Below are 22,958 nucleotides of genomic sequence, written 5' to 3' on the forward strand. Positions count from 1 at the left end.
GGGAGACCCTCCCAAGCGCAACCGGTTGTTCTCTCGGACAGCGCCCCCGGTACGAACGCGCCGAGCAATGCCAAAGGCTACGACATAAGACGGTGACCGTCATTCGACAACGACAGGGTTTCCAAGCTTGGATACGGCCTCGACGATCGCCGATCGCATCGGGCGTCCCGTCGTCTAGCCGCCTTGTAGCCGCCTTGTTGTAGTTGCCTTGTACATTTACGCCTGGGCTTACGTTCGCGCGTGCGTCGATGTTCCCCGCGCCGCGCTAGCGCACCGCGACGAGGCGCACCTGGCTCGCGCTGCGCGCGTAGGCGTCGAGCGCGGCGCGGGCGGCGGCCGCGTCGACCTGCGGATCCTCGACGCCCGCGGCGACGAGCTGCTCGAGGAAGGCGCGCTGGTGCTCGGACTTCGCCGCGAGCCACGCGGGGCAGGCGCCGGCCGCGCAGCCCGCCGACGCCTGCTCGGCCGCGGCGAGGGCGTCCCGGACGCGGCCTCGGTGGAGGAGCGCCCGCGCCGAGAGGTGCGCCGCCTCCGGGAGCGCGCGCACATCGCCGGGCGCCGCGTCGAGGGCCGAGGAGGCGAGCCCGGGCTGATCGCGCTCCAGGTAGGCGGCGGCGAGCGCGGTGACGCTGGCCGGCGTCCTGCCCTCGGCGTAGCGGGCCTCGAGCGCCGCGAGCTCGTCGGCCCCCGCCGCGGCGCGCGACGGCAGGAGCTCCGCCGCCCGGACGCTCGGCCCGAGCCCGATCGTCCAGGCGACCCCCGCGAGAATTAAGCCGTTCGCGACGAACAACCCGATGCGCATCACCCGACCTCCAGGAACCGGCAGGGACCCCCGGCCGTCGGCGGCGGCCGGCGGTGACGGGCAGTCGCGTGCGGTAACATGCGGTAAACCCAAGCGACAGCGGGGCGGCGCGAAGGTTCCCGCGAAGCGCGAGCGGCGCGCCATCGTGGTCGGCCGGGTGGCTGGCGCACCTACAGGGCGGCCAGGGGGCTGAGTACTCATCCCGCCCTTCCGGAGCGATGGAACCGCCAAGTCGCCAGAAGACGCCAAGATCTCGTGCTTTTCTTGGCGTCTTCTGGCGACTTGGCGGTTCAAAAGATCCCACCTTCGGCCAAGGTACCCCCCACCCGGCCGGGGACTGCGGGGCTACTCGCTCGGGAGCACCACCAGGTCGTCGCGGTGGACGACGACGTCGTCATCACCGGCCTCCTCGCGCTTCTTCCTCGCGGTGCGCGCGGCGTCGCTCGCGGACATCCGCGCGAGCCCGCGCGCGATCTCGGTGCCGTCCGGGTCGACGACGGCCACGGCATCGCCGGGCAGGAAGGTGCCGCGCACGCCGAGGACGCCGACGGCGAGGATGCTCCGGTTCTTCGAGCCGATCGCCTCGGCGGCGCCCCGGTCGACGAGGATGGCGCCGCGCGGGCGCAGCGTGTACGCGATCCAGTGCTTGCGCGCGCTGAGCCGCTGCGGGACGGCGGCGAAGAGGGTGCCGACGTCCTCGCCCGAGACGATGCGCGTGATGATGCCCGCCTCGCGGGCGGCGCCGATGACCACGTGCGAGCCCGCGAGCGTGGCGCGCCGGGCGGCCTCCACCTTGCTGGCCATGCCGCCGGTGCCGACGCCGGAGGTCGACGCGCCCGCGAGGTGCCGCGCCTCGCGGGCGACGCTGCGCACGAACGGCACCCGGCGCCCGTCGCCGTCGAGCAGGCCCTCGACGTCCGAGAGGAGGATGAGGAGATCGGCCTCGCAGAGCGGGGTCACCATCGCCGCGAGCTGGTCGTTGTCGCCGAACTTGATCTCCTCGACCGCGACGGCGTCGTTCTCGTTGATGATCGGGATGGCGCCCGCCTCGAGCAGCGCGGCCAGGGCGTTCCTCGCGTTGTTCGTGCGCGTGCGGTCCGCGAGGTCGGCGTGCGTGAGGAGCACCTGCGCTACGAGCAGGCCGACCTTGCCGAACGCCTCCTCGTAGCGCTGCATCAGCACGCTCTGGCCCGCGGCGGCGGCGGCCTGGAGCCAGGCCATGTCCTTCGGGCGCGACTTCAGCCCGAGCTTCGCCACGCCGAGGGCGATGGCGCCGCTCGACACGATGACGAGGCTCCGGCCGGAGCGGCCGCGGAGCGCGGCCACCTCGGCGGCGAGCCGGTCCCAGGCGTCGCCGGAGAGGCTCTTCGAGCCGATCTTGACGATGATGCGGCGGCAGCGCCGGAGCGCGGCGCGCGCGGCCTGCGGATCCAGCTCCGGCGCGGCGTCGGCCGCGGGGCGGCCCGCGGCGCCGCCCTTCGTGGCGGTGCGGTCCTCGGTGTCAGTCATTGGGGAGGCCGGCGGCGGCGATCTCGTCGAACGCCGCGTCGAGGCGGCGCTCGATGTACTCCGGGACGGAGGCGCCCGCGAGCAGGAAGGCGTCGATCCAGCGCGTGAACTCGTCGCGCAGGTCCTCGGTGCCGCTCGGCAGGACGGTGAAGCTCGCCTGGAGGGAGGGGGACAGCGCGCGGCGCACGGCGCGATCGACGGCGTCGCGGACCCAGCGCGCCTCCTCGGCGTGGACGCGCACGGCGGTGCTCCGGCGGAAGCGCGTGATGTAGCGGTCCAGGAGGTGGCCGAGGGCGTAGACCTCCAGGCCGCGCGCGGCCGCGGCGAGGGCCAGGGCCGGGTTGAGCCGCCGGAGGACCTCCTTCGTGACGAGCTGCGCGGCCTTGCGGAGCGGGGTCTGCTCCGAGCCGGGCTCGACGAGGAGCGCGCGCGCGTCGGTGGTGAGGCTGAGGCCGTGGCGGGCGACGGTGTCCTGCACGATGGCCCCGCGGATGCGCAGCAGCATGCGCGCGGGGAGCACCGGGACCGGGATCCACGAGGCGCCCACCGCGAAGGCGGTGAGCACGGCGAGTCGACCTCCGGGAGGCGGGCCGCCCGGGGTGACCTGAGCGGCGGTCGGCTTGTTCGCGGCGGGTTCGGATGACATCGGACGCACGGTACTACGGCGGCCGGCAGGTCAGAAGAGGGGGGTGAGCTCGACGATCGCGGCGCGGCAGCGCGTCGCGGCGAGGACGACGTCGCGGGTGGTCGCGCCCTCGGGCAGCGCGGCGGCGAAGCGCACCGGCCCGCCCCGCAGCGCGATCCCCCGGGCGGCGAGCTCCTCGCGGAGGAGCTCCGCGTTCGTGCGGACGGTGACGGCGTAGAGGCGGCTCCCGGCGGCGATCTCCGCGAACGTGCCCGAGAAGGCGAGCTCGCCGCCCGCGAGCACGAGCACGTCGGTGGCGCCGCGGACCAGGGCGCCCCGCGGGCCCTCGACGTCGAGCCGTGCCGCCGTGAGCAGCGCGCCGCGGCCCTCGGTGGCGCCCGCGAGCGCGGCCAGGACGAAGGCGGCCGCGGCGCCGTCGAGGCCGACGAGCGGATCCTCGGCGATCACCACGGCGGGCGCGGTCACGATCGCCTGGGCGAGGACGAGCGCGCGGCGCTCGGGCAGCGCGAGCGCGCTCAGCGCGCGCTTCCGCGAGGCCGCGAGGCCGACGCGGGCCAGGGCGGGGGCCACCATGTCGGCCGCCTCGCGCGGCGAGGCGCCCGCGAGGCGCGCGCCCCAGCCGACGTAGGCGTCCGCGGTCCACGCGAGCGGCAGCGGCGGATCGAGCGGCGCCGCCCCGCTCGCCGCCCGGTGCGCGGAGCGCGCCACGTCGCGCCCCGCGACCTCGAGGCGCCCGGCGACGACGCGCGCCTCGCCGGGCGCCGCGTCGCCCGCGTCGTCCGCCGCGCCGGGCCGCGCCGGCCTCCGGAGGGACGAGAACGGGACGCCCGTGAGCGCCGCGAAGAGCGCGCCGGCGTCGCCGGCGCAGAGCACGCGATCGCCGCGCGTCGCCGCGGTGAGCGCGTCGATGGCGACGACGTCGTCCACCGCGATGCGCGCCGCGCGGGCGTGGAGCAGCGGCGGCGCGGCGGGCCCGGCCTGCTCCGCGGGCTCGGCGGTCCTGGGCGACGCGGGCTCGAGCTGCTCCATCGGCTCAGCGTTCCTTCGACGCAGGCGCCGCGGGCGGCGCGGATCCTCCGGGCTCGTCCTCGCGGGCCGTGCCGGGCGCGCCGAACGAGATCTCTCCGGCGAACTCGCTGCGCGCGAGCGGCCTGTCCGCGCCGAACACGAAGAACGGCGTGAGGGCGCGAGCGGCGTCGAGCATCACGGGCGGGATGCTCGCCCTCGCCAGCTCGCCCTGGGCCTGCGCGGAGAAGCCGACCAGGCTGAGGGCGTAGCCGAGGAGCGACGTGTCCTCCTCGGGGAGCGACAGGACGGGCGCGTCGTCGGGCAGCTGGCCCAGCCGGCGCGCCTCTTCGATCGCCTGCCGGAGCCCGCCGAGGCGATCGATGAGCCGGCGCTCGAGGGCCTGGGCGCCGGTCCACACCTGCCCGCGCCCGAGCGCGTCGATCTCCTCGGCCTTCATGTGCCGGTTCTCGACGATGCGGGCGACGAACCGGTCGTAGAACTGCTTCACCTTGACGCCGAGCTGCTCGCGCTCGTCGTCGGTGTACGGCCTGTAGAGCGACTCGGCGTCGGCGCGGGGCGACGAGCGGAACGTCTCGATGCTGACGCCGAGCTTCTCCAGGAGCCCCGTGACGTCGACCTTCCCGTAGAAGACGCCGATGGATCCGGTGATCGAGGAGCGGCTCGCGAAGATCGGGGCGCCGGCGACGGACGCGTAGTAGCCGCCGCTCGCGGCCGACGAGCCCATCGAGACGATGAGCGGCTTCACGCGCGCCGTGAGGATCGCCTCGCGCAGGATGACGTCCGCCGCGAGCGTCGAGCCCCCGCCGGTCTCGACCCGGAGCACGACGGCGCGGACGCTGCGGTCCTCGCGCGCGCGGCGCAGCGCGCCCGCGACGGTGTACGAGCCCGCGAGCTTGACGCCGACGAACGGAATCGACCGGCTCTCGCCGTCGATCATGTCGCCGTCGAGGTAGACGAGCGCGACCTTGGGCGAGCGGCCCCAGCGCTCGGGCGCCTCGTCGCTCGGGTCGTCGTCGACGACGCGGGAGGCGCGCCCCATCACCTCGTCGATGACGCGGCCGAGCTCGTCGTCGTAGGCGAGCATGTCGACGAGGCCGCTCTGCCGCGCCTCCTGGGCGAGGAACGGCCCGCGCGCGATCCGCCGCTCGAGCTCCGGGGCGGGGATGCGGCGCCCGGCGCTCACCTCGGCCAGGAAGGCGTCGTTGAGCTGATCGAGCAGCGCCTGGTGGTCGTCGTTGCCGACCCGGGTGCTCGTCTCGCGCGCGAACTGCTCGGCGGCGAGCTTGTGCGCGCCGATGCGGACGATGTCGGCCTGCACGCCGAGCTTCTTCAGGAGGCCGCCGAAGTAGAAGTAGCTCGACGACATGCCGGCGAAGCGCAGCCCGCCCGCGGGGTTCATCGCGATGACGTCGGCGCTCGAGCACACGTGGAGCGAGCGCCCGCCGGCGTCCTCGAGGTGGCAGAGGACCTTCTTGCCGTGGCTCCTCAGGTTGCGGATCGCGTCGGAGACCTCCTCAGCGTGGGCGAGCGAGCTGGCCGGCTCCGCGCGGAGCACGAGGGCGACGCCGGAGACCTCCGGGTCCTCGGCGAGGCGCCAGAGCTGCTGGAGGAGCCGCGTGTGCCTGCGGACGCCCGGGGTCGAGTCGAGGCGGACGCGGACGACGCGGGCCGGCAGCTGGACGCCCCGCTCGGAGAAGCTGCGGAGCGCGACGCCGGCGTAGAAGCCGGTGCCGCTCTTCGTGATGGCGTTGCCGAAGACGCCGCCGGCGGAGACCTGCAGCTCGTCGACGTTGACGTCGAGGCCCGCCATGGCGGCGATCTTCGGGCCGCCGTCGGCCGTGAGGTCGCGCAGCGTCACGTCGCCCCGGAGCGTGCCCACGTAGGGCACGCGCAGGCCGAGGGTCGCCCGGGGCGTCCAGGCGCCGCTCTCGTCGGGGTCGCTGTTCTCGACGTAGGAGGTCTCGAGCCCGATCTCGAGCGCGCGCCTGCCGCCCACGGGCCGCACGGCGACGCCGAAGTCGTAGCTGCGCTCGATGGCCTCGCGGAGGCGGTTCTCGGGGCGGTTCCAGTCGCGCGCGACGGCCGAGAGCGAGAGCCAGGTGGAGGGCCGGAGCGTGACGCCGCTCGTGAGCGAGAAGTACCCGTCGAGCGCCGGCGCGTCGGAGCTGCCCCAGCCGAGCGTCGTGCCGAAGGCGAAGGTGGGGCCGGTGTCGAGGGCGAGCCCCCAGCGGACCCAGCGCGACGGGCTGTCGAACGGCGGCGGCGCGCCGTCCGGCGGGTCGAGGAAGTCGAGCCGCAGGCCTGTCGACACGTACCAGAGCGGCACGCCGAGCGCGATCGAGTGGCCGCGCGCGGGCAGCGGCGAGGCGGAGCCCGTGTGGACCCAGGTCCACCGGAGCTCGGTGCCCGGGAGGAAGGAGAGGTTCGCGGGGTTCACCGCGATGGCCGAGGTGTCGTCGCTGCTGGCGACGGGCTTGCCAGGATCGGGGAGCGGCTGCGAGGGGCCGTCGGCCGGCGCGGCGCGCGCGGCGGTCGCGCCGGCGAGCGCGCAGAGGCCCGCGCACAGGCCGAGCAGCGCGGCGGTGACGCTGGCGGGGTGAGTGATGCTTGCGAGCCGCCCCAGCCGGGCGGGGCGCGTGGAGCGGGCGGGGCTTTGGGGGCGGGGTAGGTTGTTCATGCGCGGATGAGCTCCCGGAGCGTATCCGCTTCCGCGTCGTACGTCCGCTGGACCTCGGCGAGGGCGAGGCGCTCGACGAGCGGGCCGAGCAGGTGCAGCCGGATCTGGATGTCGCCATCGACGCGGCGGCGGGTGCGGCCCTGTGGCAGGCGCTCGAGCCGGTATGTCCCCGCCGAGCGGAAGTAGCTGCGCCACTGCTCCTTCGGGCTGACCTGCCACGTGGAGGCGTGGTCCGAGAGGCGGTAGGTCGAGCGCTCCTCCCAGGACATGGCGTCCTTCGCGACGGGGTAGCTCCGGAAGATCGGCAGCGGCGCGCTCGCCTGGAAGCGCAGGACGCGGAGGAGCTCGCCGTCGCGGAGCGCGTGCTCGACGGTCACGACGCTCTCGAGGGAGGCGACCCGCGTGGCGAGCCGAGGCCCGAGGTCCGGCGAGAGCACGGCGAGCTCCACGGCGTCGAGGGGCGCGTCGAGCTCGTGCGAGATGGTGAAGTGCACGCGGCCTTGTAACACGCCCGCTTCGAGGACCAGGCGCGGGGCCGTGGGAGGATCGAGCGCGGGCGTGGGAGGATCGAGCGCGGGCGTGGGAGGATCGAGCGCGGGCGTGGGAGGATCGAGCGCGGGCGTGGGAGGATCGGGCGCGGGGGCCGGTTATGCGTCCGGGGCGGGCTCCGGGACGGCGACGGGCGTGGTGGCCGTCGCTTTTCGGTGGGAGCGCCGCTTCACGCTCGCCCGGTAGCGGGAGACGAACTTCGCTGCGAGCTTGGGCTGATCGCGGAACGCGTAACGGCCGCCTTCGCGGATCTCCTTGGCGAGCTCATCGGCGGCCCAGAACGCGCGGTTGCGGAGCTCCAGCGCCTGCGCGGCGCTCGCGTCCGAGGCCTCGTTGGCGGCGGCGTCCTCGAGGGCGTCGGCGAGCGCGCTGGCCCTCGATAGATCCTTGCTCGTGATGTCGGTCACGCCGAGCGCGCCCTCGTGGTCGGCCCAGAAGTCGACGAGATCGCGCAGGTCCTGGATGGTGTCCGCCAGGCCGGCGCCCTCGGCGATGCGCGAGAGCTCCGCCTGGGCGGCGTCGTCGTTGCGGCAGCCCCAGCGGCCGCCGGCCAAGAGCTTCGCATCGAGCACCTCGGCCTCGTCGCGGAGCCTCCGCTGCGCGGATGTGAGCTTCACGGCGCCGCGCGCCTTCTGCCATGCCTTCTCGATCGCGCCGAGCCGCCGCGCGAAGCGCGCGAGGAGATCCACTTTGTCGGCGGCGATACCGATCTTCGAGAGGCGCGCCTGCTGAGCGCCCGCGAGGCGCGAGAGCGAGGTGAGCTCGCGCTCGGCGACGCTCAGAGGGATATCGGGCGGGGACGCGTAACCCGGGTCGAGCGCGAGGAGCGCGTCGTCGGTGGTGGGGTCGTGGGTCTTTGCGGCCGGGCGCTTCGTCTTTGCGGCCGGCGTCCTGCTGGACGACCTGGTCTTGGGAGACGTGGAGTCGGGCGTGTTCTTCACGGTGCGTGTCGGGGGCATGAGCTCCCTCCTGGTTGAGAGGTACCGGAGGATGGTCGCTTATCGAGCATAGCTGTCAAGGACGTTTGCCCCGCTCCGGCGCCTGAATCCTGCTGCGCCGAGTCCTTCACGCGATATCGAGGGAGAGGCGGCGGGCAAGGAGAGGGGAGGGCGGCGCGCTGTAATCGGTTGTAATCGAGCGGGTGTTGACACGGCGGCGCATACGGTCGTGGATCGCGCCGACGTGAACGGCGACGCGCTCCCGGGCAAGGTGATGAAGGCGCCGGAGGAGCCGTTCTTCCGGGTTCGGCTCAACCTTGGCGGCTCGTTCGCGCAGGAAGAGCGTTGGCCGGCGGCCGCCTGGAACGTGCCGCTCGACCCGCCGGAGTACGCGTTCATGGGCGGCGGCGACGCGGTGGGCTCCGCAGGTCCGAGAGCTACGAGGGCCGCTTGAGGGTCGAGGTCTGCTGCTTCGTTTGCGTCGGAGGCTCGGTGTTCTATTTCGAGGGGAGCGGTTCATCGCACCTCGCGTTCGAGGACATCGACGGCGACTGCCTCGCGGACCACGTGCTCAACCGCGACGGCGACGCCAAGGCGTACGCGCGCGTGAACGCGATCGGCAAGGCGGACTTGCTGCGCCAGGCGAACATGCCGCTCTGCGGGAGCGTCGAGCTCGACTATATGCGTGAAGGCAACCTGGTCCTGCCGAGCGAGGGGCCGATGGACGAGGCGGACGGGGCGCCGCGGGTCGACATGCCGTCGAGCCAGTGGGTGCTGAGCGCCGTGACGTTGCGCGACGGGTGGAGGGCACGCGGGGGTACACGGCGTGCGCACGTACAGGACGCGCATCGAGACGTACGCGGATGCGATCGACGATCGGGACGGGCGCGCGCAGCTCGGCTTCGGGGCGGTCACGACGACGGTGCTCGGCGCGGAGGACGACGATGCGTCGGTAATGTCGGTGATGTCGGTCGTGCTGGTCGAGTACCTGAACGACAGCTTCTACCGGCGCGGGTTTGTGGCGCGTCGAAGCTGCGCGATGGCGACGGGCTGCTCTATACCATTCAGGAGATCACATCTCCCGCCGCCTGGGGTGCCTGCGCCCGGGGAGGTCGGGTGCCTCTTCCTCAAGGAGATGAACCGACAGACTGCATATTACGAGGGGACGACGGCCGACCCGGACGCGCCGCACAAGCCGGCGCGCGAGGTGCGTGGCGGTCAGGGCGCCCGGCCCGAGCATCCGCTGAACGATCTTCTCTCGAAAGGCCTCCGAATACGGCGGTCTCACGCGAGTTCTCCATCCTCGCCCTGGTCACGATCTCCTGAACTCCTCGGGCCGGACTGCCGCGCTGAGAAGGCGATATTTTTCCTGATGTATAGAGTATGTTCAGGAGGCGCGCTCAGAGAAATTCGGCGCCAGGGCCGACGAGTTGCGAGGTGCGCAGGTAGTTGATCGGCTCGTGATCGCTCCACGAGAAAGGCATATGTAACCAACTGGGGAAGGGGATGCCCTTCAGGTTCTGCGTCGCCCAGGCCAGGAGACCGACGATCGAGCTGCCGACGAACGTCCACGCCTGACTCGCGGACTTGGCCCGAGGCTCCCATCCCTCCTCACTCGATCCATACTCTTCGCCGAAGTGCATGAAGCGTCCCGTTGTGAGCGGTGGCTGGCGCGGTACGATGTCATTGCCATAGACATGTCGAAAGAGCTTGTTTCCGAACTGTTTACTGCAGGATGCGGCAAAGTCTCGATGACCGACCATGGGCTGGCCAAATGTGTAGACGCCGCGCAGCTTCTGCCGGAGGTCGTCGAGCTCAGGGTCGAGGTGAAGAATGGCTGCAGCGAGGACGGCCATCGCCCCGCCCTGGCTGTGACCCGCGATGTAGAGCGCCTTCAGTCTGTGCTCATTTTTTAATGCGAGCGCCGGCGGGATGTGGTCTGAGTTGTCCTGATATTTTTCACTATCCCTGCGTTGAACATATCGGCCGCATTGCCGAATTTCACCGACGCAATGCTGGTATCGATTTTTCAACTGGCTTCCCGCGTCGCAAATGGAATAGCCAACGTGTGCGCTGTAGAGCAGTGCTTCGACAGCGGTCCACACCGACATGACCGCGCGCAGGAATCCTCCGTGGACGTGCCCCGCGGAAAAAAGCAGGTCAGCGCGGGCGCTCGCATCCGTCATCCACGTGACGAAGTTCTGAAGCTCCGTTCCGCGGAAGCACAGGATCGCCAGTCTTTTGTCTGCGCTCTGGGAAATATATGCCGTCGTGTTCACGAGAAGCGAAGGATTGGTTGTGGTGACGGCGACGAATTCGTTCGCGATCCCGAGGCAATACATCATATTGGCGTACGTGTCGATGTCGGAGTATGCCCAAGCTGACGCTCGACCAAGGATATGCGCGAGGCTGCGGTAGTGCACGCCCTGCCTCATCTTCACCATACGGTCGACTGCGGACATGGGGGGGCCATTTCCGCAGAGATCCGGAATGTACGGTCGTGTAGACTCTGTGTTGCTTGTCTCGGGGACGTTTATGCGGATACCATCGATTCTCATCTGCTGTCTCGGCTTTCCGGAGCCCCTCGATTCGACATGGGTACGAGGCTACGGCCACAATATTCTCTACGGGGCTCTGTTCGATGCTCGCAGCGTCGCTCTTCTGGTGGTGCAGTTTCACTTCCTCATGTGGTGTCATCGGCTCATCGGAACAAGCCTCTGTCTCCGCTATCGGACTCGGCGAGGCGCGAGAACTTGAACAGCCCGGTCGACTCGCGGACCGTAGTGGCCGAGCCATTCAGCGACGGCTACTTCCGTTGGGTTCGGCGGGGCGTGCTCGTGACTGCTCTTCGTCGACTTACTGATGTGGGAGCGCAAGTAGATCGAGGGCGAATTGGTCATTCCTGAATTGTTGTGTGTTTTTTTTTCGAGGGAACTATTTCGAGCCAGGAGCCTCCCGGTCAGGGGTATCCCTCGGGCGTCGCTCTCGCTTAGGGCCCGCCCTGAGCACAGGGCGTGTCAGGGGCGCGCGGCGGTACGGGTAGCGAGCGCACCCTTGACACGCTGAACTCCAGGCGAGGTTGGGCCTGTATGACGCGCCGCGTCCTGCGGGACTCGCGGAAATGACGCTCAGAAAAAGAGTGGCACTGCTCACTGGTCGACTCGGGTCGTCCCTGCACAAATCCTAGCGAGCGCTGCTCGCTCATTGGGCTCCTACACCGGGTACCGACCTCGAAGCGCTGCTGAAGCCAGGTGGGTGCAGTTTCATCCCAAGCCACCGAGAGGCTCGTAGCGTTTGCGATCACCGAATCCCGATCGACGAGCAGCGTCACTTGCGTAGTTTTGGGCAGGCGCAATCCGGACCGCGTTACCGGCCCCAGGTGGCCTCTACCGAGGCCCATCGTAAGGAAGTGGACATGGCGGACAATAACAACCGGGGCGGAGTTCCCCCTCAACACCCTTGAGCCCCTGGGGGCCGTAGAGCGGCGCCTGTTGGCTGAACCCCGCCTGCCGCACCGCCAATTTTCCTACATAGCCTTTGCTCGGCAGCATCTCGCTCTTGCTAGAGGCAACCAAGGCGCCCCTCTTGTCCCCCCCGAGTGGATCGGCCGTCGAATCGCGCGGTTCGGCGTTGGCCTCGTCAATGCCAACCTGGTCAAGATCGGCGTCGTCCGTACCGACCGCGTCGATGGCGCACCCCGTCGTCAGAGTCGCCCAAATCATTGCGAAACCAGCAATTTTGTCATTGAATGAGAACATCTTGTACTCCTCGACGCCCCCCTGACCGTCTGGCCTTGAGGCGTACCGCATTCCCACAAAGCACTTCGTATGCCTCGCGGTTTATGTGCAGGACGTGCCACTCCGAGGTCGCGCCGCTCAGGTGTCAGAGGCCAGCTACATCCCCCCAATACGGCACGGAAGATGGCGCCTTTCAGGCTGATAGTCCGGTCTGTGGAGTTTAGGAGATCGTGATTAGGGCGAGGCTGGAGAATTGGCGTGCGTGGATGGCCACTCAGAGCCGCGAGAACCGGACGCGAACTCGGGTCGCTCTGAGCTGGGCCGCCTCTTGCTCGCATGGCCTGCCGAGATCGGCCGCGCGCCGGTTGGGTCAAGGGCATCGCCGTGAAACGGGCGGCGAATCCGCTCCTTGGTGCGCCCGGCACCGGGAGGAGCGCGTCGAGCTCGGTACGGGCTCGTGACGACAACGGCGCTCGGCGAGGATGGCGTCACGGCGATGTCGAGCGAGGACGTCGAGTACCTGAACGACAGCTTCTACCGGCGCGGGCCTGTGGCACGGTCGACGCTGCGCGGTGTTGACGCTCAGGCTGATTGATGGCGTTGTGCGCCGTCTGGTTGATGGCCATCACGAGCCTGCGCGGGCGAGGTCGAGGAGGGCGATGGCCATCACCCGCCTGCACGGGCCGCGCCGCTGGGCGATGGCCATGTCCGGCGCACGGGGCCCTCAACGCGCGATGGCCATCGCGTCGGATAACCCGTAGGCGCCGACGGCGCGATGGCTGCCGGCGCCTGCCACGCGTGAGCGTAGACGCCGTTCAGTCGGCGTCACTCTTCACGTCGGCAATCACCCGGGCCATGACGTCCCGCTCAACGAGCTTCTTTTTCCGCCGAGCCGACTCGCGCAGCGCGGCGGTGGCCACGCGGTCGATCTCGCGCAGGCTCGAGCCGGCGGCCTCGTGCAGCGACGTCAGCGCCTCGGAGGTAAAGAGATCGCGATCGCAGCCGGCACGGCCGAGCCGCAGGCGGACATAATCGCTCGTATCGTCCGCCGTCATCGGTCCGATCGACAGGCGCCGGTCGATCCGCGAGTACAGGGAGCGGTTTTTGCGCAGCTCAAGCCGGTCCCTGAGGTCGGGCAGCCCCACCAGAATCAGACTCAGCAGCGCCCGGCTGTCCCATTCGTAATTTGCCAAGATGTGAAGATGGTCCAACGTGTCCTGATGAAGTAGGTGCGCCTCGTCGAGCAGAAAGACCGGGTGAATCCGTTCTCGTCCGAGGTTCTCGACGTGCGCGCTGATCGCGTGGAAGACGGCGGCTGCGGTCGCGGCAGGGGTCAGGCCGAGGGCCTGGCAGAGCTGCCGGTAGAAGTCGCGGCGTCCGAGCGTGGCGTTGTGGCAGTAGGTCAGGCGGAATCCGGCCTGCGGCAAGCGATGGCGCAGCGCGCGCAGCACGCACGTCTTGCCGGCGCCCGGCTCGCCAACGAGCAGCACCTGGGAGCGCTCGTGGACCGCGTCGCACAGTTCCTCGACGAGCTCATGTTTCGAGGGCGGCAGCCAGAGATCGCTGTCCGGGATCTCCTTGGAGAAGGGCGACTCGGAGAGCCCGAAGAATCGGACGAAGGACTCGCTCATCGAGCACCTCCCTCGGAGCTGTCGTCGGGCTGGGAGGCCTGCGGCCTTTCGCTTCCAGCCCGCAGCAGCGCCCTCGTCGGAGCGAAGTCGGTGGGGCGGCTCGGCCCTTGTGCGAGCGGACCGCCGCGTGGCGGCCGCCGGCGCCGCGCGTTCTTCGCCGGATCGAGGAGGCGGAGCGGCCAGGCGCTTGCCCTCGTGCTCGACCCACGGGGTCGCGTCCGGAGCGACGTGACAATGGGCCACCGTGACGAGCTGGCCAGCCAGGTAGCCCTGGTCGAGCTCCCACGCTTCGCCGTCGATGGAGATCACATTGTCGCTGGACACGCGCCGCCGGCTGCGTTCGGTCAGCGCGGCGCGCAGCGCCCGCTCCTCGACAGCGCCCTCGCCGGCGGGCTTTTGCGCGTACAGCTTCGCGGGGCTCTTGCCCATCAGCCCGGCGTGCGGCGTCGCGTGATAACGCCGTTCGAGGAAGGCCTTGAGCCGTGCGTCGATGTCCTTGAGCGACGCGACCTCGCCGAGGAAGCTCAGGTACCCCTCGCGCAACGTCCGCCAGAAGCGCTCCATCTTGCCGCGCGCCTGCGGGTCATAGGGCTTCGCGTGCAGCAGGGTGATACCGAGTCGCGAGCACGCCGTCCGGAGGACTTCGCCCCGGTAGGTGGAGCCATTGTCCAGGTAAAGGGCATCCGGTTTGCCGTGACGGCGAAGCGCGTCCACGAGCAGTCCGAGCATGTCGACCTCCCTTTCGGTCGAGTGCGCCTCGAGCGCGACGACGTAGCGAGAGGCATCGTCGAGCAAGCCATGGATGCGGACAGGCACCGTCCGACCGCCCATGTTGCACTGCGGCAGGTGGCAGACGTCACCGTGCCAGAGCGCTCCGGGCCGCTCGGCCTGCCAGCGCAGCCGTGTCCTCGGCTGTTGTTCCGAGCGCGCCGCCCGACGCGACAGACCCGCCGCCGCATACAACCGTCGCACGGTCGGCGCCGAGACCTGGCCCGGATCGATGCGCCCCTCGTCGACGAGCGTGCTCAGGATGAGCGATACCGATGCCGCGGGATGCTCGCGCCGGATGTCGAGCAAGAGCTCGCGCAGCTCGGCGGGCAGCTCCTGCGCGAAGCCGCGATCGGAGCGCGGCTCGGGACGAAGGCCGGCGAGCCCTGCGGCGCGGTACGCGTACAGCCAGCGCTCGAGCGTGGGGACCGAATAGGTGCGCGTGCTGTCGGCGCCCGGCGGCCGGAAGCGCTGGGCGCTCAAGGCGCGCAGCTCGGTGGCGAGCCGTCCGCGGCTGAGCTCGCGGTGCATGACGGGGCCGATGACCGAAGCGCGAAAGATCGCGACGGCCTCGGCGTGATCGGCAGGTCCAAGATCCATATCGAAGGGTCCTTTCTGCGCCCTGCGGCGCGGGGCCCTTGTGCGCCACCGAGGCTCGTCGAGGGAGGGATCATCTCGGGTGGGCCTTGTTCTCTGGGCTCGTCGCTGACAGCCGCCCTCACGCTGCGTGCGCGGCGCCGAGGAACGCTCGGTGCTCCAGCGCTTCGCCCCGGGAGGTCGGAGCCGCGTAGGCGGCGAGCGAGGCCGCCGCGCTCGCTGCCACGCGGCGCAGCATCGCGCTGGGATCAGACGACGGCAGTGCGGCAAAGAGGCGTCGATGCGCGACGTCGCGCGTCCAGCGGCGGAGCGTGGCCCAGCCGGTGAAGGCCATGGCGCCCAGGATCGTCTGCGGGCTGATCCGCCGGCGCACCTCGCGGGCGGTCGCCAGCACGAGCCCGTAGAGCGCAAGAGCGAAGCCGATCGCCGCGGCGCTGTAGTGCCGCCGCGGCAGCAGCTCGCGTGGACCGACGAGGAGCACCGCCCCGCAGGGCAGGCAGCGGTAACGGCGCAGCTTGAGCACGAGAAGAACGGCGGGCGCGTTCGGGCCGGCCGGGCCACGTACCTGCCGCTCGCGAAGGCCATGGCCGTGGAGGTCAAGAGGTCCCCCGACGGGCTGGCTCGCCGCTCCGCACGCAGGGCAGCGAGCGGGGCGCAGCGCCTCGACCGTGGGCAACTGCTGCTGCCAGCTCTTGATATCGAGCGCGCTGTGGACGAGACTGTGACCGCTTCGATTCCTCGACACGCGAACCGGAGCACGACGAGGAGGTTGTCCGCCAAGACTGGGCCTCCTCGTCGCCTTTTGTGGCTGGCACCGCGCCGATGCTCCGCTCCCACTCCGCGGCCGCTCCTACACCCGTGGGCGGCGGGAAATGCGACGATGAGCATGACAGTTTCGGTCGGGACGAAGCAATGCATCTCGGCGTGGCGAGCCGGGGCGGCGACGCGAACGTCCGCGTGCCCCATGATCTGAGAAAAAGCGCAGGGAGGAGCAGACGGCGTGGGAATTTGAGATAGGTCGCGGGAATGCAGCCGGCGGGCACGAGGAGGCGCCCCTGTGCTCACGGTGGACGATGCCTCGTGCGGGGATGCGCACCCTCCTCCATCAAGGAGCTTGAGCGAGATATCGGCCTGAAGCCTTATTGAGGCTGGGCGCTAACACTTGGCCTTCAGACGGGAGCGCCGGCTCAGGGTCGTCCGGTGGCGCGACACGAACCTGGCCGCGATTTTGGGCTGGTCGCGGAAGGCGTAGCGGCCGCCTTCGCGGATCTCCTTGGCGAGCTCGTCGGCGGCCCAGAAGCAACGGTTGCGCAGATCCAGCGCGTGCGCGGCGCTCGCGTCCGAGGCCTCGTTGGCGGCGGCGTCTTCGAGCGCATCGGCGAGCGCCTTGGCCCGCGCGAGATCCTTCGTCGTGATATCGGTCACGCCGAGCGTGCCCTCGTGCTCGGACCAGAAATCGACGAGATCGCGCAGGTCCTGGATGGTGTCCAACAGGCCTGAGCCGTCGGCGATGCGCGAGAGCTCCGCCTGCGCGGCCTCGTCGTTGCGGCAGCCCCACCGGCCGCCGGCCACGAGCTTCGCGTCGAGCGCCTCGGCCTCGTCCCGGAGCCTGCGCTGCGCGGACGTCAGCGACACGGCGCCGCGCGCTCTCTGCCACGCCTTCTCGAGCGCGCCGAGGCGCCGCGCGAAGCGCGCGAGGAGATCCACCTTGTCGGAGGTGACACCGATCCTCGACAGACGCGCTTGTTGCGCGTGCGCGAGGCGCGCCAGGGCGGTGAGCTCGCGCTCCTCGACGCCCGTTGGCATGTCGGGGGCAGATGCGTAGGCCGAGTCCAGCGCGAGGAGCGCTTCATCGCTGGTCGGATCGTGGGGCTGTGCAGCCGGACGCTTCGACTTCGTGATCGGTGTCCTGCTGGACGACCTGGCGTTGGGAGACGTGGATTCAGGTGTGTTCTTGACGGCGCGTGTCGGGGGCATGAGTTCCCTCCTGGTTGAGAGTAGCCGGAGGATGGTTGCTTATCGAGAGTGGCTGTCAAGGACGTTCAGTGCTCTGAGGCGCCTGAATGCTGCTGCGCCAGACCGTTCGCGCGACACGGAGGGAGATGCGGCCGGCGAGGAGAGGAGAGGGGGCGCGCTGTAATCGATTGTAATCGAGCGGGTGTTGACAAGGAGGGGGCATGCGGGACATAGGTGGCCGCGAATTCCACATACCTTGCGTCGGCAACCAGGCGGAGCTTGGCGCCAGGACTCGACCTCAGCGCCATCAACCTGCGGGCCGGACTCACGCACGGCATGCAGCGGCTGAGCGCGCGTGCGGCGACGCCGCGATCGAGCGCGTGACCGGCGCGCGCGTGGAGCGCGCTGTGACGTCGAGCCGGTGCCTGGCGTGAATGCCGGCCGAGCGGACGCATCGAAGCGTCCGTATGCATTGCTTCGATGACCCCACGGCCCCCGTGCGACCGTCTCCATCTCCCACCGGGGGCCCGCCATCCGGCGGCCCGTCACCTGGCGGTGCGGGGTGCCCGCCCCGCTCCCGCGAGCCCGCGGCGCGCGCGCTGCGGCGGCCCTGCGCCGCGCCGGCTCGCCGCCGCGGCGCAGGGCTCTCGACGGCGCTCCGGCTCTGCCTCATGGCGTGCGCCGCCGTATTTTCCGCCGGTTGCGCGAGCGGCATGCAGGACGAGCTCGACCCCGCCGAGGCCGAGCTGCGCGCCCTCTTCCCGGAGCAGGCCGGGCTGGTGCTCGCCGCCGACGGCGCCCTGGCGCGCGGCGAGCTCGGCTATTCCGCGGCGACGGCGCGCGGCGAGGCCGCGCCGGGCAGCGGCTCGTCGGCGCGGGGGCTCGTCGTCCACCTGCCCGAGCACGGGAGCGAGGAGATCCGGATCGAGCTGCCGGACGGCTTTCGCGTGCGCGTCCGCGAGCGCAGCGGGCTCGGCGCCGGACGGCTCGTGGGGACTCAGGAGATCACCGGCGGAGATGCCGTCGCCTATGCGCACGAAGGTGGGTATTCCTTCTGGACGGCGGCGCGCGGGGGATACGAAGAGTGGCTCCTCCTCCGACCGGGCACCTTCCGGCCGGACGCGCCCGTTGCCGCGTGGTCCGTTCAGGGCGCGACGCTGCGGCGGCGCGGCGCGGCGATCGAGCTCGCCGACGAGGCCGGCGTCGCGCGCCTCGCCGTGACGGCGCCGTCGGCCTTCGCGCGCGGGGGCCGGAGGGTCTCGACGCGCCTCGACGCCGAGGGCTCGACGCTCTCGCTCTGGGTCGACGCCCCGCCGGAGGAGGCCGTGCTGGTGGACCCGCTGTGGGTGGCGACCGGGAGGATGATCACGTCGCGCGCCGAGCATACGGCGACCTTGCTGGACGACGGCAAGGTCCTCATCGCGGGGGGGGTCCTGGGCGTGGACGAGGGGTTCACTTGCAATCCGAGTTTCTCGACGACGCCGCTCGGCAGCGCGGAGATCTACGATCCTGCGACGGGCGCGTTCCTTGCGGCGGCGCCGATGGCTGCTGTGCACGGCGTTCACACCGCGACACGCCTCGCGGACGGGAGGGTGCTCGTCATCGGCGAAGAGGCCGGAGGCACGAGCGCCGAGATCTACGATGACGCGCTCGATGCATGGCGAGCGGCCTCGGCACCCTCGGTGTCGCGGTCGAGACCCACGGCCACGCTGCTCGACGACGGGCGGGTCCTCCTCACCGGAGGAAGGGCCGGGTCTGCGGCGACGGAGAGCACCGAGATCTACGACGCGGCGACCAACACGTGGGCCCCGGGACCCCCCATGCTGAATGCCCGCGCCGCTCACCAGGCCACGCGGCTGCTCGATGGGCGCGTGCTGGTCACGGGCGGCACCTACGGGGCGGTCGCGGGTGTCGTCGAGATCTTCGACCCGGCGACAGCGACCTGGTCGGCCGCGGCGCCGCTCGGCGACGGCGCTCGCTGGCTGACGGCGACGCTGCTCCTCGACGGACGCGTGCTCGTCACGGGCCTCGCAGGCGCCGCCGAGGTCTACGATCCTGCTGTGGACGCGTGGACCGCGGCGCCAGGCAAGTGGGGCGACACGCCCGCGACGGGCTCGTGGGATGACTGGACCTACGTGACCGGGCTCGGCGTGCTCGGCGAGGCGGCGGCGCGGCTCCCCGGCGGCCAGGTCATGATCAGCGGAGGCATCGAGGCGATCTACTATGCGGACCCCTGGGGAGGGACCAGCTGCAGTTCGCTCTATCTTGAGCACGCCCACGACACCTACGATCGAGTCCAGCTCTACGATCCGGTCACCAACGTGTGGTCACCAAGCGACGGTATCCCAACTCCGCGAGGCTATCACTCCGCCACGTCGCTCGATGACGGCGGAGTCCTCGTGGCGGGCGGGTACACGTGGCTCTGGTCGACGCGCGAGGGGCTCAGCACGGACAGCGCCGTCGTGTATGCCAGCGACCCCTTGAAGAACGGCGCGCTCTGCTCGACGGCCGCACAATGCGCGAGCGGGATCTGCGTGGACGGCGTGTGCTGCGCGTCGCCGTGCAGCGGTGCTGAGTGCATCGCCTGCTCCATCGCGGCGGGGGGCACGGTGGACGGGGTGTGCACGCCTGCCCACGGCGTCCCGTGTGACGACGGCGACGCGTGCACGCTCGACGATTCCTGCGACGCCGGGGTGTGCGCCGGAGATCCATCGAGCAGCGCGGAGTGCGGCGCTGGAGAGGGGGGTGCCGGCGGTGGCGAGGGCGGCGCCGGCGCTGGCGCTGGAGGCGCTGGCGCCGGCAATGGCGGCGCTAACGCTGGTGGAGGCGGCGCTGGCGCTGGCGAGGGGGGCGCCATCGCTGGCGCTGGAGGCGCTGGCGCCGGCAATGGCGGCGCTAACGCTGGTGCAGGGGGCGCTGGCGAGGGGGGCGCCGTCGCTGGAGCAGGAGGCAATGGCGGCGCTAACGCTGGTGCAGGGGGCGCTGGCGCTGGAGGTGGTGGTGCTGGAGCAGGAGGCGCTGGCAACGGCGGCGCCGGTGCTGGCGAGGAAGGCGCCGGCGCTGGCAACGGCGGCGCCGGTGCTGGCGAGGAAGGCGCTGGCAACGGCGGCGCGGGCGCTGGGGAGGGAGGCGCCGGCGCTGGAGACACCGGCAATGGCGGCCCCGGCGCAGGAGGCGCTGGCGCCGGCAATGGTGGCGCCAACGCTGGCGCAGGAGGCGCTGACGCTGGCGAGGGGGGCGCCGGAACCGGCAACGGCGGAGCTACCAGCGCGGGAAGCGCCGGCGCGAGCGACGTCGATTCCAGCACGACCCCGCCTTCCAGCAGCGGCTGCAGCGCGGCGGGCTCGAGCTCCGACTGGCAGCCTGTCGCCGCTGGGCTCGCGATGCTCCTCGGCGCGCGCCGCAGGCGGGCCCGCCGTGCGCCGCCCCCTCGCGACGCCGCATAGAAAGTCTTCACCAGGGGCTTGCTCCGCTCGCGCGCCCGGCATGATCGCCCGCCGGGCTCTTTGGCTGAGAACAGCTCAATGTGATCGAGGTTCATGCCATCCTTGAATGTAGGGCACGCTGGTTGCAGGAGGCGCTTCATGAAGACCAACTCGGGACACACTGGTTTCGCTGCGGGTTCCCTCGTCGTGCTCGCGATGATTGCGGGCTGTGGCAAAGTCACGGTCGAACTACCGGGCTCTGTGGATGTCGAGCCACCGGGCTCTGTGGATGTCGAGCCACCGGGCTCCGAGGATGCGGAGCCACCGGGCTCCGAGGATGCCGAGCCACCGGGCCCGGAAGATGTCGACTCCTCGGGCTCAATGAATAGCGAGCCGCCGGGCCCTGTGGATGGCGAGCCGCAGAGCTGCGTTGAAAGCACCCAGGTATCGTTCTATGCGCCCTCGGGAATGGACGCCGACTGGCTTCTTCCGGCGGATGGGGAACGGTTCATCGCGGTTGGAGCACCAGCGAACGGAGGGGTCGCGGAGCTCGACGAGGCCGGCAACGTTGTGTGGAGCTCGACCCCCCTGCCCGGCGGATTTCTGAAGACCGGCGCGAAGACCCAGGACGGGGGCCTCATGGTCGCGGGCCAGGTGAATGATTCGACGTCTCCCTCCGGCGAGGGGTTGTGGCTCGGTCGGCTCGACGGAGCCGGTCAGCTGCTGGAGAGCCGGCAGCTCGGACCGTCGACCTTCAGCGTGCACGTAGACATCGAGCTGCTCCCGCACCCGACCGGGGGATACGTGCTCTCCACCCACGACAGCGAGGCCGAGGGCGCCGCGCCTCGGCTGCGCCTGGTGCGGCTGGACGACGCGGGCGAGATCGTCCACGAACGCTTCATGCCGCTCGCTCCCGGCTCCGCGATGCCGGAGTCCTGGAGTCGGGGCGGGGCCGCGCTGCTGCCCGGAGGTGACGTGGTTCAGCTGACCGCGCACGCCGGTTACCTGCGCGTCGTCCGCAGCACCGAGCAGACGGCGCCGGTGTTCGACCGTGTGCTGGAGGAGGTCGGCGAGGCGTGGCCCCAGGACATCGCGGCCCTGCCCGATGGCCGTATCGCGATCGCTGCGATAAGCGTCGGTCAGAGTCATGTCATCCTGCTGGACGCCGACGGAACGGTGATCTGGGCCAGGACCTATCACCCTGAGCTCGACACCGAGCTGAACGCCATCGCGCACGATCCGAGCACAGGGCTCTTGCACCTCGGCGGGGCGACGCGGGGAGCGGACGGAGGAACGCTGCGGACCTGGCTGATCTCCGTCGATACCGACGGGGAGCTGCGCTGGGAGTACGAAGGTGATGTTGGCACGCCGGCCCGGATCAATGGAGTCACATTGCTCCCCGGCGGCGGGTTCGTGGCGACTGGATTCGGCGATTTCGTCTACGCCGTGGTCCGCCCGAAGGCGTGTCCGTGAGCGGCTAACGTCGCGTTTCCAGGAGGGTAGGCGGTAGGAATCGAAATTGCATCGCCTTTCGCTGCGCGTCCTCCGTTGACGGCGTGGATCAGGGGACGTCCGTCGGGTCCCAGCTCGCGCGGAAGCCGACATCGAGCCCGTCGAGCGTGCGCATCGTGTCGGCGTCGAGCGCGAAGTCGAAGATCGCGCCGTTCTCGGCGATGCGCGTGGGCGTGACCGACTTCGGCAGGACGATCAAGCCGTGCTGCACGGCCCACCGCAACATCACTTGCGCCGGTGTGCGCCCGGCCTTTGCCGCCGCGGAGACGATGTCTTTGTGCCCGAGCTTCACGCCCTGCGTGAGCGGGCTGTACGCCTGCACGAGGATCCGGTGCTTTGCGCAGAACGCGCGCAGCTCGGCCTGCCCGAGGAACGGGCTGAGCTCGACCTGGTTGATCGCCGGCACCACCGCGCTCTCGCCGAGGAGCTCCTCGAGGTGCCGTACGGTGTAGTTGCTGACGCCGATCGATTTTGCGAGGCCTCGCTTCTGCGCGTCGACGAGCGCGCGCCAGGTGTCGCTGCGCTTGCCGGTGACGGGAAAGTGGATCAACACGAGATCGTAGGCGTCGAACGCGGCTTCCTTCAGCGAGCGCTCGAGCGAGCGCAGCGTCGCGTCGCGCCCCTGGTTGAAATTCGCGATCTTGGTCGTGACGAACACCGCGTCGCGCCCGAGGCCGCTCTTGCGCAACGCGCTGCCGACGTCCGCCTCGTTGCCATAGAACTGGGCGGTGTCGATATGGCGATAGCCGAGGCGCAGCGCTTCGAGGACGGCGCCCTCGGTCTCTGCGCCGGGCTCCGATTGATACACCCCGAGCCCGAGCTGCGGAATGTAGCGACCGTCGATCATCTGCAGGCGTGGTGATTCGATCATGGGCGGGCTCCCTGGTTTCATTCATCGCCCGGCATGGCCGAGCGCAACGAGCGCGATAACGAGTGCGCTGACGACGTCGAGAAGCTAGTCAGGGTGCAGGTCGTCGGCAAGCACAAGAAACAGCCGTGAAGACTCTGCGGTTGCAGGTCATCACATCAGGGTAGGGCCCGGTCCCTCGTTCAGAGGAGATTCGGAGGAGAGGAGACGAGGACGGAGAGAAGAACGATTTCATCTTCGCTCAGCCGGCGCCGGTCGCGGAGGTGCTGATGGCCCAGATCATGCGTGAACACCGCGATGGTTTCCTCGACAGC

At 70.5% G+C, this 22,958-nt stretch carries 18 protein-coding genes and 1 pseudogene; 5 read left to right on the forward strand and 14 right to left on the reverse strand.

All coding sequences use genetic code 11. The features are described 5' to 3' along the window. Nucleotides 1–265: 265 nt before the first annotated feature. The 7 genes from WMF19_RS46960 to WMF19_RS46990 all read right to left on the reverse strand — a co-directional run bounded on the left by WMF19_RS46960 (nucleotide 266) and on the right by WMF19_RS46990 (nucleotide 8,171). Entirely contained in the window at nucleotides 266–802 is a 537-nt protein-coding gene (locus WMF19_RS46960) for a hypothetical protein (RefSeq protein ID WP_437896295.1), read from the reverse strand. Between the two features lie 345 nt (nucleotides 803–1,147). Beyond that, nucleotides 1,148–2,311, reverse strand: coding sequence for a glutamate 5-kinase (proB, locus tag WMF19_RS46965; RefSeq protein WP_437326018.1), 1,164 nt, complete (start codon nucleotides 2,309–2,311; stop codon nucleotides 1,148–1,150). Next, nucleotides 2,304–2,957, reverse strand: a complete 654-nt coding sequence (locus WMF19_RS46970) for a hypothetical protein (protein ID WP_437326019.1) — start codon at nucleotides 2,955–2,957, stop codon at nucleotides 2,304–2,306. The genes proB and WMF19_RS46970 overlap by 8 nt, the downstream gene beginning before the upstream one ends. 30 nt (nucleotides 2,958–2,987) lie before the next feature. Beyond that, nucleotides 2,988–3,986: an ABC transporter ATP-binding protein gene (locus WMF19_RS46975; RefSeq protein WP_437896296.1), complete on the reverse strand. Its 999-nt coding sequence runs from the start codon at nucleotides 3,984–3,986 to the stop codon at nucleotides 2,988–2,990. Nucleotides 3,987–3,990: 4 nt separating this feature from the next. Then, a complete protein-coding gene (gene sppA, locus WMF19_RS46980) occupies nucleotides 3,991–6,663 on the reverse strand; it encodes a signal peptide peptidase SppA (RefSeq protein WP_437896297.1) in 2,673 nt (890 codons plus the stop codon). Beyond that, nucleotides 6,660–7,157, reverse strand: coding sequence for a DUF2505 domain-containing protein (locus tag WMF19_RS46985; RefSeq protein WP_012240946.1), 498 nt, complete (start codon nucleotides 7,155–7,157; stop codon nucleotides 6,660–6,662). Before WMF19_RS46985 ends, sppA begins: the two co-directional genes overlap by 4 nt. 153 nt (nucleotides 7,158–7,310) lie before the next feature. Then, nucleotides 7,311–8,171 carry a hypothetical protein gene (locus tag WMF19_RS46990; protein ID WP_437896298.1) on the reverse strand — a complete coding sequence of 287 codons (861 nt, stop codon included), beginning with the start codon at nucleotides 8,169–8,171 and terminating at the stop codon, nucleotides 7,311–7,313. A gap of 208 nt (nucleotides 8,172–8,379) precedes the next feature. On the opposite strand from WMF19_RS46990, the gene WMF19_RS46995 reads away from it, so the two are divergent. After that, nucleotides 8,380–8,604 (forward strand): hypothetical protein, encoded by a 225-nt coding sequence (locus tag WMF19_RS46995; protein WP_437896299.1) that lies wholly within the window; start codon nucleotides 8,380–8,382, stop codon nucleotides 8,602–8,604. A 38-nt stretch (nucleotides 8,605–8,642) separates the two neighbouring features. Next, entirely contained in the window at nucleotides 8,643–9,476 is an 834-nt protein-coding gene (locus tag WMF19_RS47000) for a toxin TcdB middle/N-terminal domain-containing protein (RefSeq protein WP_437896300.1), read from the forward strand. A gap of 74 nt (nucleotides 9,477–9,550) precedes the next feature. On the opposite strand, the gene WMF19_RS47005 is transcribed toward WMF19_RS47000, so the two are convergent. Both WMF19_RS47005 and WMF19_RS47010 read right to left on the reverse strand, forming a co-directional pair. Next, nucleotides 9,551–10,573 carry a lipase family protein gene (locus WMF19_RS47005; RefSeq protein WP_437896301.1) on the reverse strand — a complete coding sequence of 341 codons (1,023 nt, stop codon included), beginning with the start codon at nucleotides 10,571–10,573 and terminating at the stop codon, nucleotides 9,551–9,553. A gap of 963 nt (nucleotides 10,574–11,536) precedes the next feature. Further along, nucleotides 11,537–11,908, reverse strand: coding sequence for a hypothetical protein (locus tag WMF19_RS47010; RefSeq protein ID WP_437896302.1), 372 nt, complete (start codon nucleotides 11,906–11,908; stop codon nucleotides 11,537–11,539). Between the two features lie 436 nt (nucleotides 11,909–12,344). Between WMF19_RS47010 and WMF19_RS47015 the strand changes: the two genes are divergently transcribed. Then, nucleotides 12,345–12,482 (forward strand): hypothetical protein, encoded by a 138-nt coding sequence (locus WMF19_RS47015; protein WP_437896303.1) that lies wholly within the window; start codon nucleotides 12,345–12,347, stop codon nucleotides 12,480–12,482. A 220-nt stretch (nucleotides 12,483–12,702) separates the two neighbouring features. Here WMF19_RS47015 and WMF19_RS47020 read toward each other — a convergent pair whose 3' ends face one another. From WMF19_RS47020 to WMF19_RS47035, 4 genes and pseudogenes are all read right to left on the reverse strand, one after another. Further along, nucleotides 12,703–13,518 carry an ExeA family protein gene (locus WMF19_RS47020; RefSeq protein WP_437896304.1) on the reverse strand — a complete coding sequence of 272 codons (816 nt, stop codon included), beginning with the start codon at nucleotides 13,516–13,518 and terminating at the stop codon, nucleotides 12,703–12,705. Then, nucleotides 13,515–14,886: pseudogene (locus WMF19_RS47025) on the reverse strand (DDE-type integrase/transposase/recombinase). The gene WMF19_RS47020 and the pseudogene WMF19_RS47025 overlap by 4 nt, the downstream one beginning before the upstream one ends. A gap of 118 nt (nucleotides 14,887–15,004) precedes the next feature. Continuing rightward, the gene (locus tag WMF19_RS47030) at nucleotides 15,005–15,406 is read right to left on the reverse strand and encodes a hypothetical protein (protein ID WP_437896305.1); all 402 of its coding nucleotides are present in this window, start codon (nucleotides 15,404–15,406) and stop codon (nucleotides 15,005–15,007) included. Between the two features lie 632 nt (nucleotides 15,407–16,038). Continuing rightward, the gene (locus tag WMF19_RS47035; RefSeq protein WP_437896306.1) at nucleotides 16,039–16,860 is read right to left on the reverse strand and encodes a hypothetical protein; all 822 of its coding nucleotides are present in this window, start codon (nucleotides 16,858–16,860) and stop codon (nucleotides 16,039–16,041) included. A 692-nt stretch (nucleotides 16,861–17,552) separates the two neighbouring features. On the opposite strand from WMF19_RS47035, the gene WMF19_RS47040 reads away from it, so the two are divergent. Together WMF19_RS47040 and WMF19_RS47045 are read left to right on the forward strand one after the other, a co-directional pair. Continuing rightward, the gene (locus WMF19_RS47040) at nucleotides 17,553–20,285 is read left to right on the forward strand and encodes a Kelch repeat-containing protein (protein WP_437896307.1); all 2,733 of its coding nucleotides are present in this window, start codon (nucleotides 17,553–17,555) and stop codon (nucleotides 20,283–20,285) included. 447 nt (nucleotides 20,286–20,732) lie between these two features. After that, nucleotides 20,733–21,737, forward strand: coding sequence for a hypothetical protein (locus WMF19_RS47045; protein ID WP_437896308.1), 1,005 nt, complete (start codon nucleotides 20,733–20,735; stop codon nucleotides 21,735–21,737). 88 nt (nucleotides 21,738–21,825) lie between these two features. On the opposite strand, the gene WMF19_RS47050 is transcribed toward WMF19_RS47045, so the two are convergent. After that, nucleotides 21,826–22,647: an aldo/keto reductase gene (locus WMF19_RS47050; RefSeq protein WP_437896309.1), complete on the reverse strand. Its 822-nt coding sequence runs from the start codon at nucleotides 22,645–22,647 to the stop codon at nucleotides 21,826–21,828. Between the last annotated feature and the right edge of the window lie 311 nt (nucleotides 22,648–22,958).

The organism is Sorangium sp. So ce124, from assembly GCF_051525235.1.
GTDB lineage: Bacteria > Myxococcota_A > Polyangia > Polyangiales > Polyangiaceae > Sorangium > Sorangium atrum.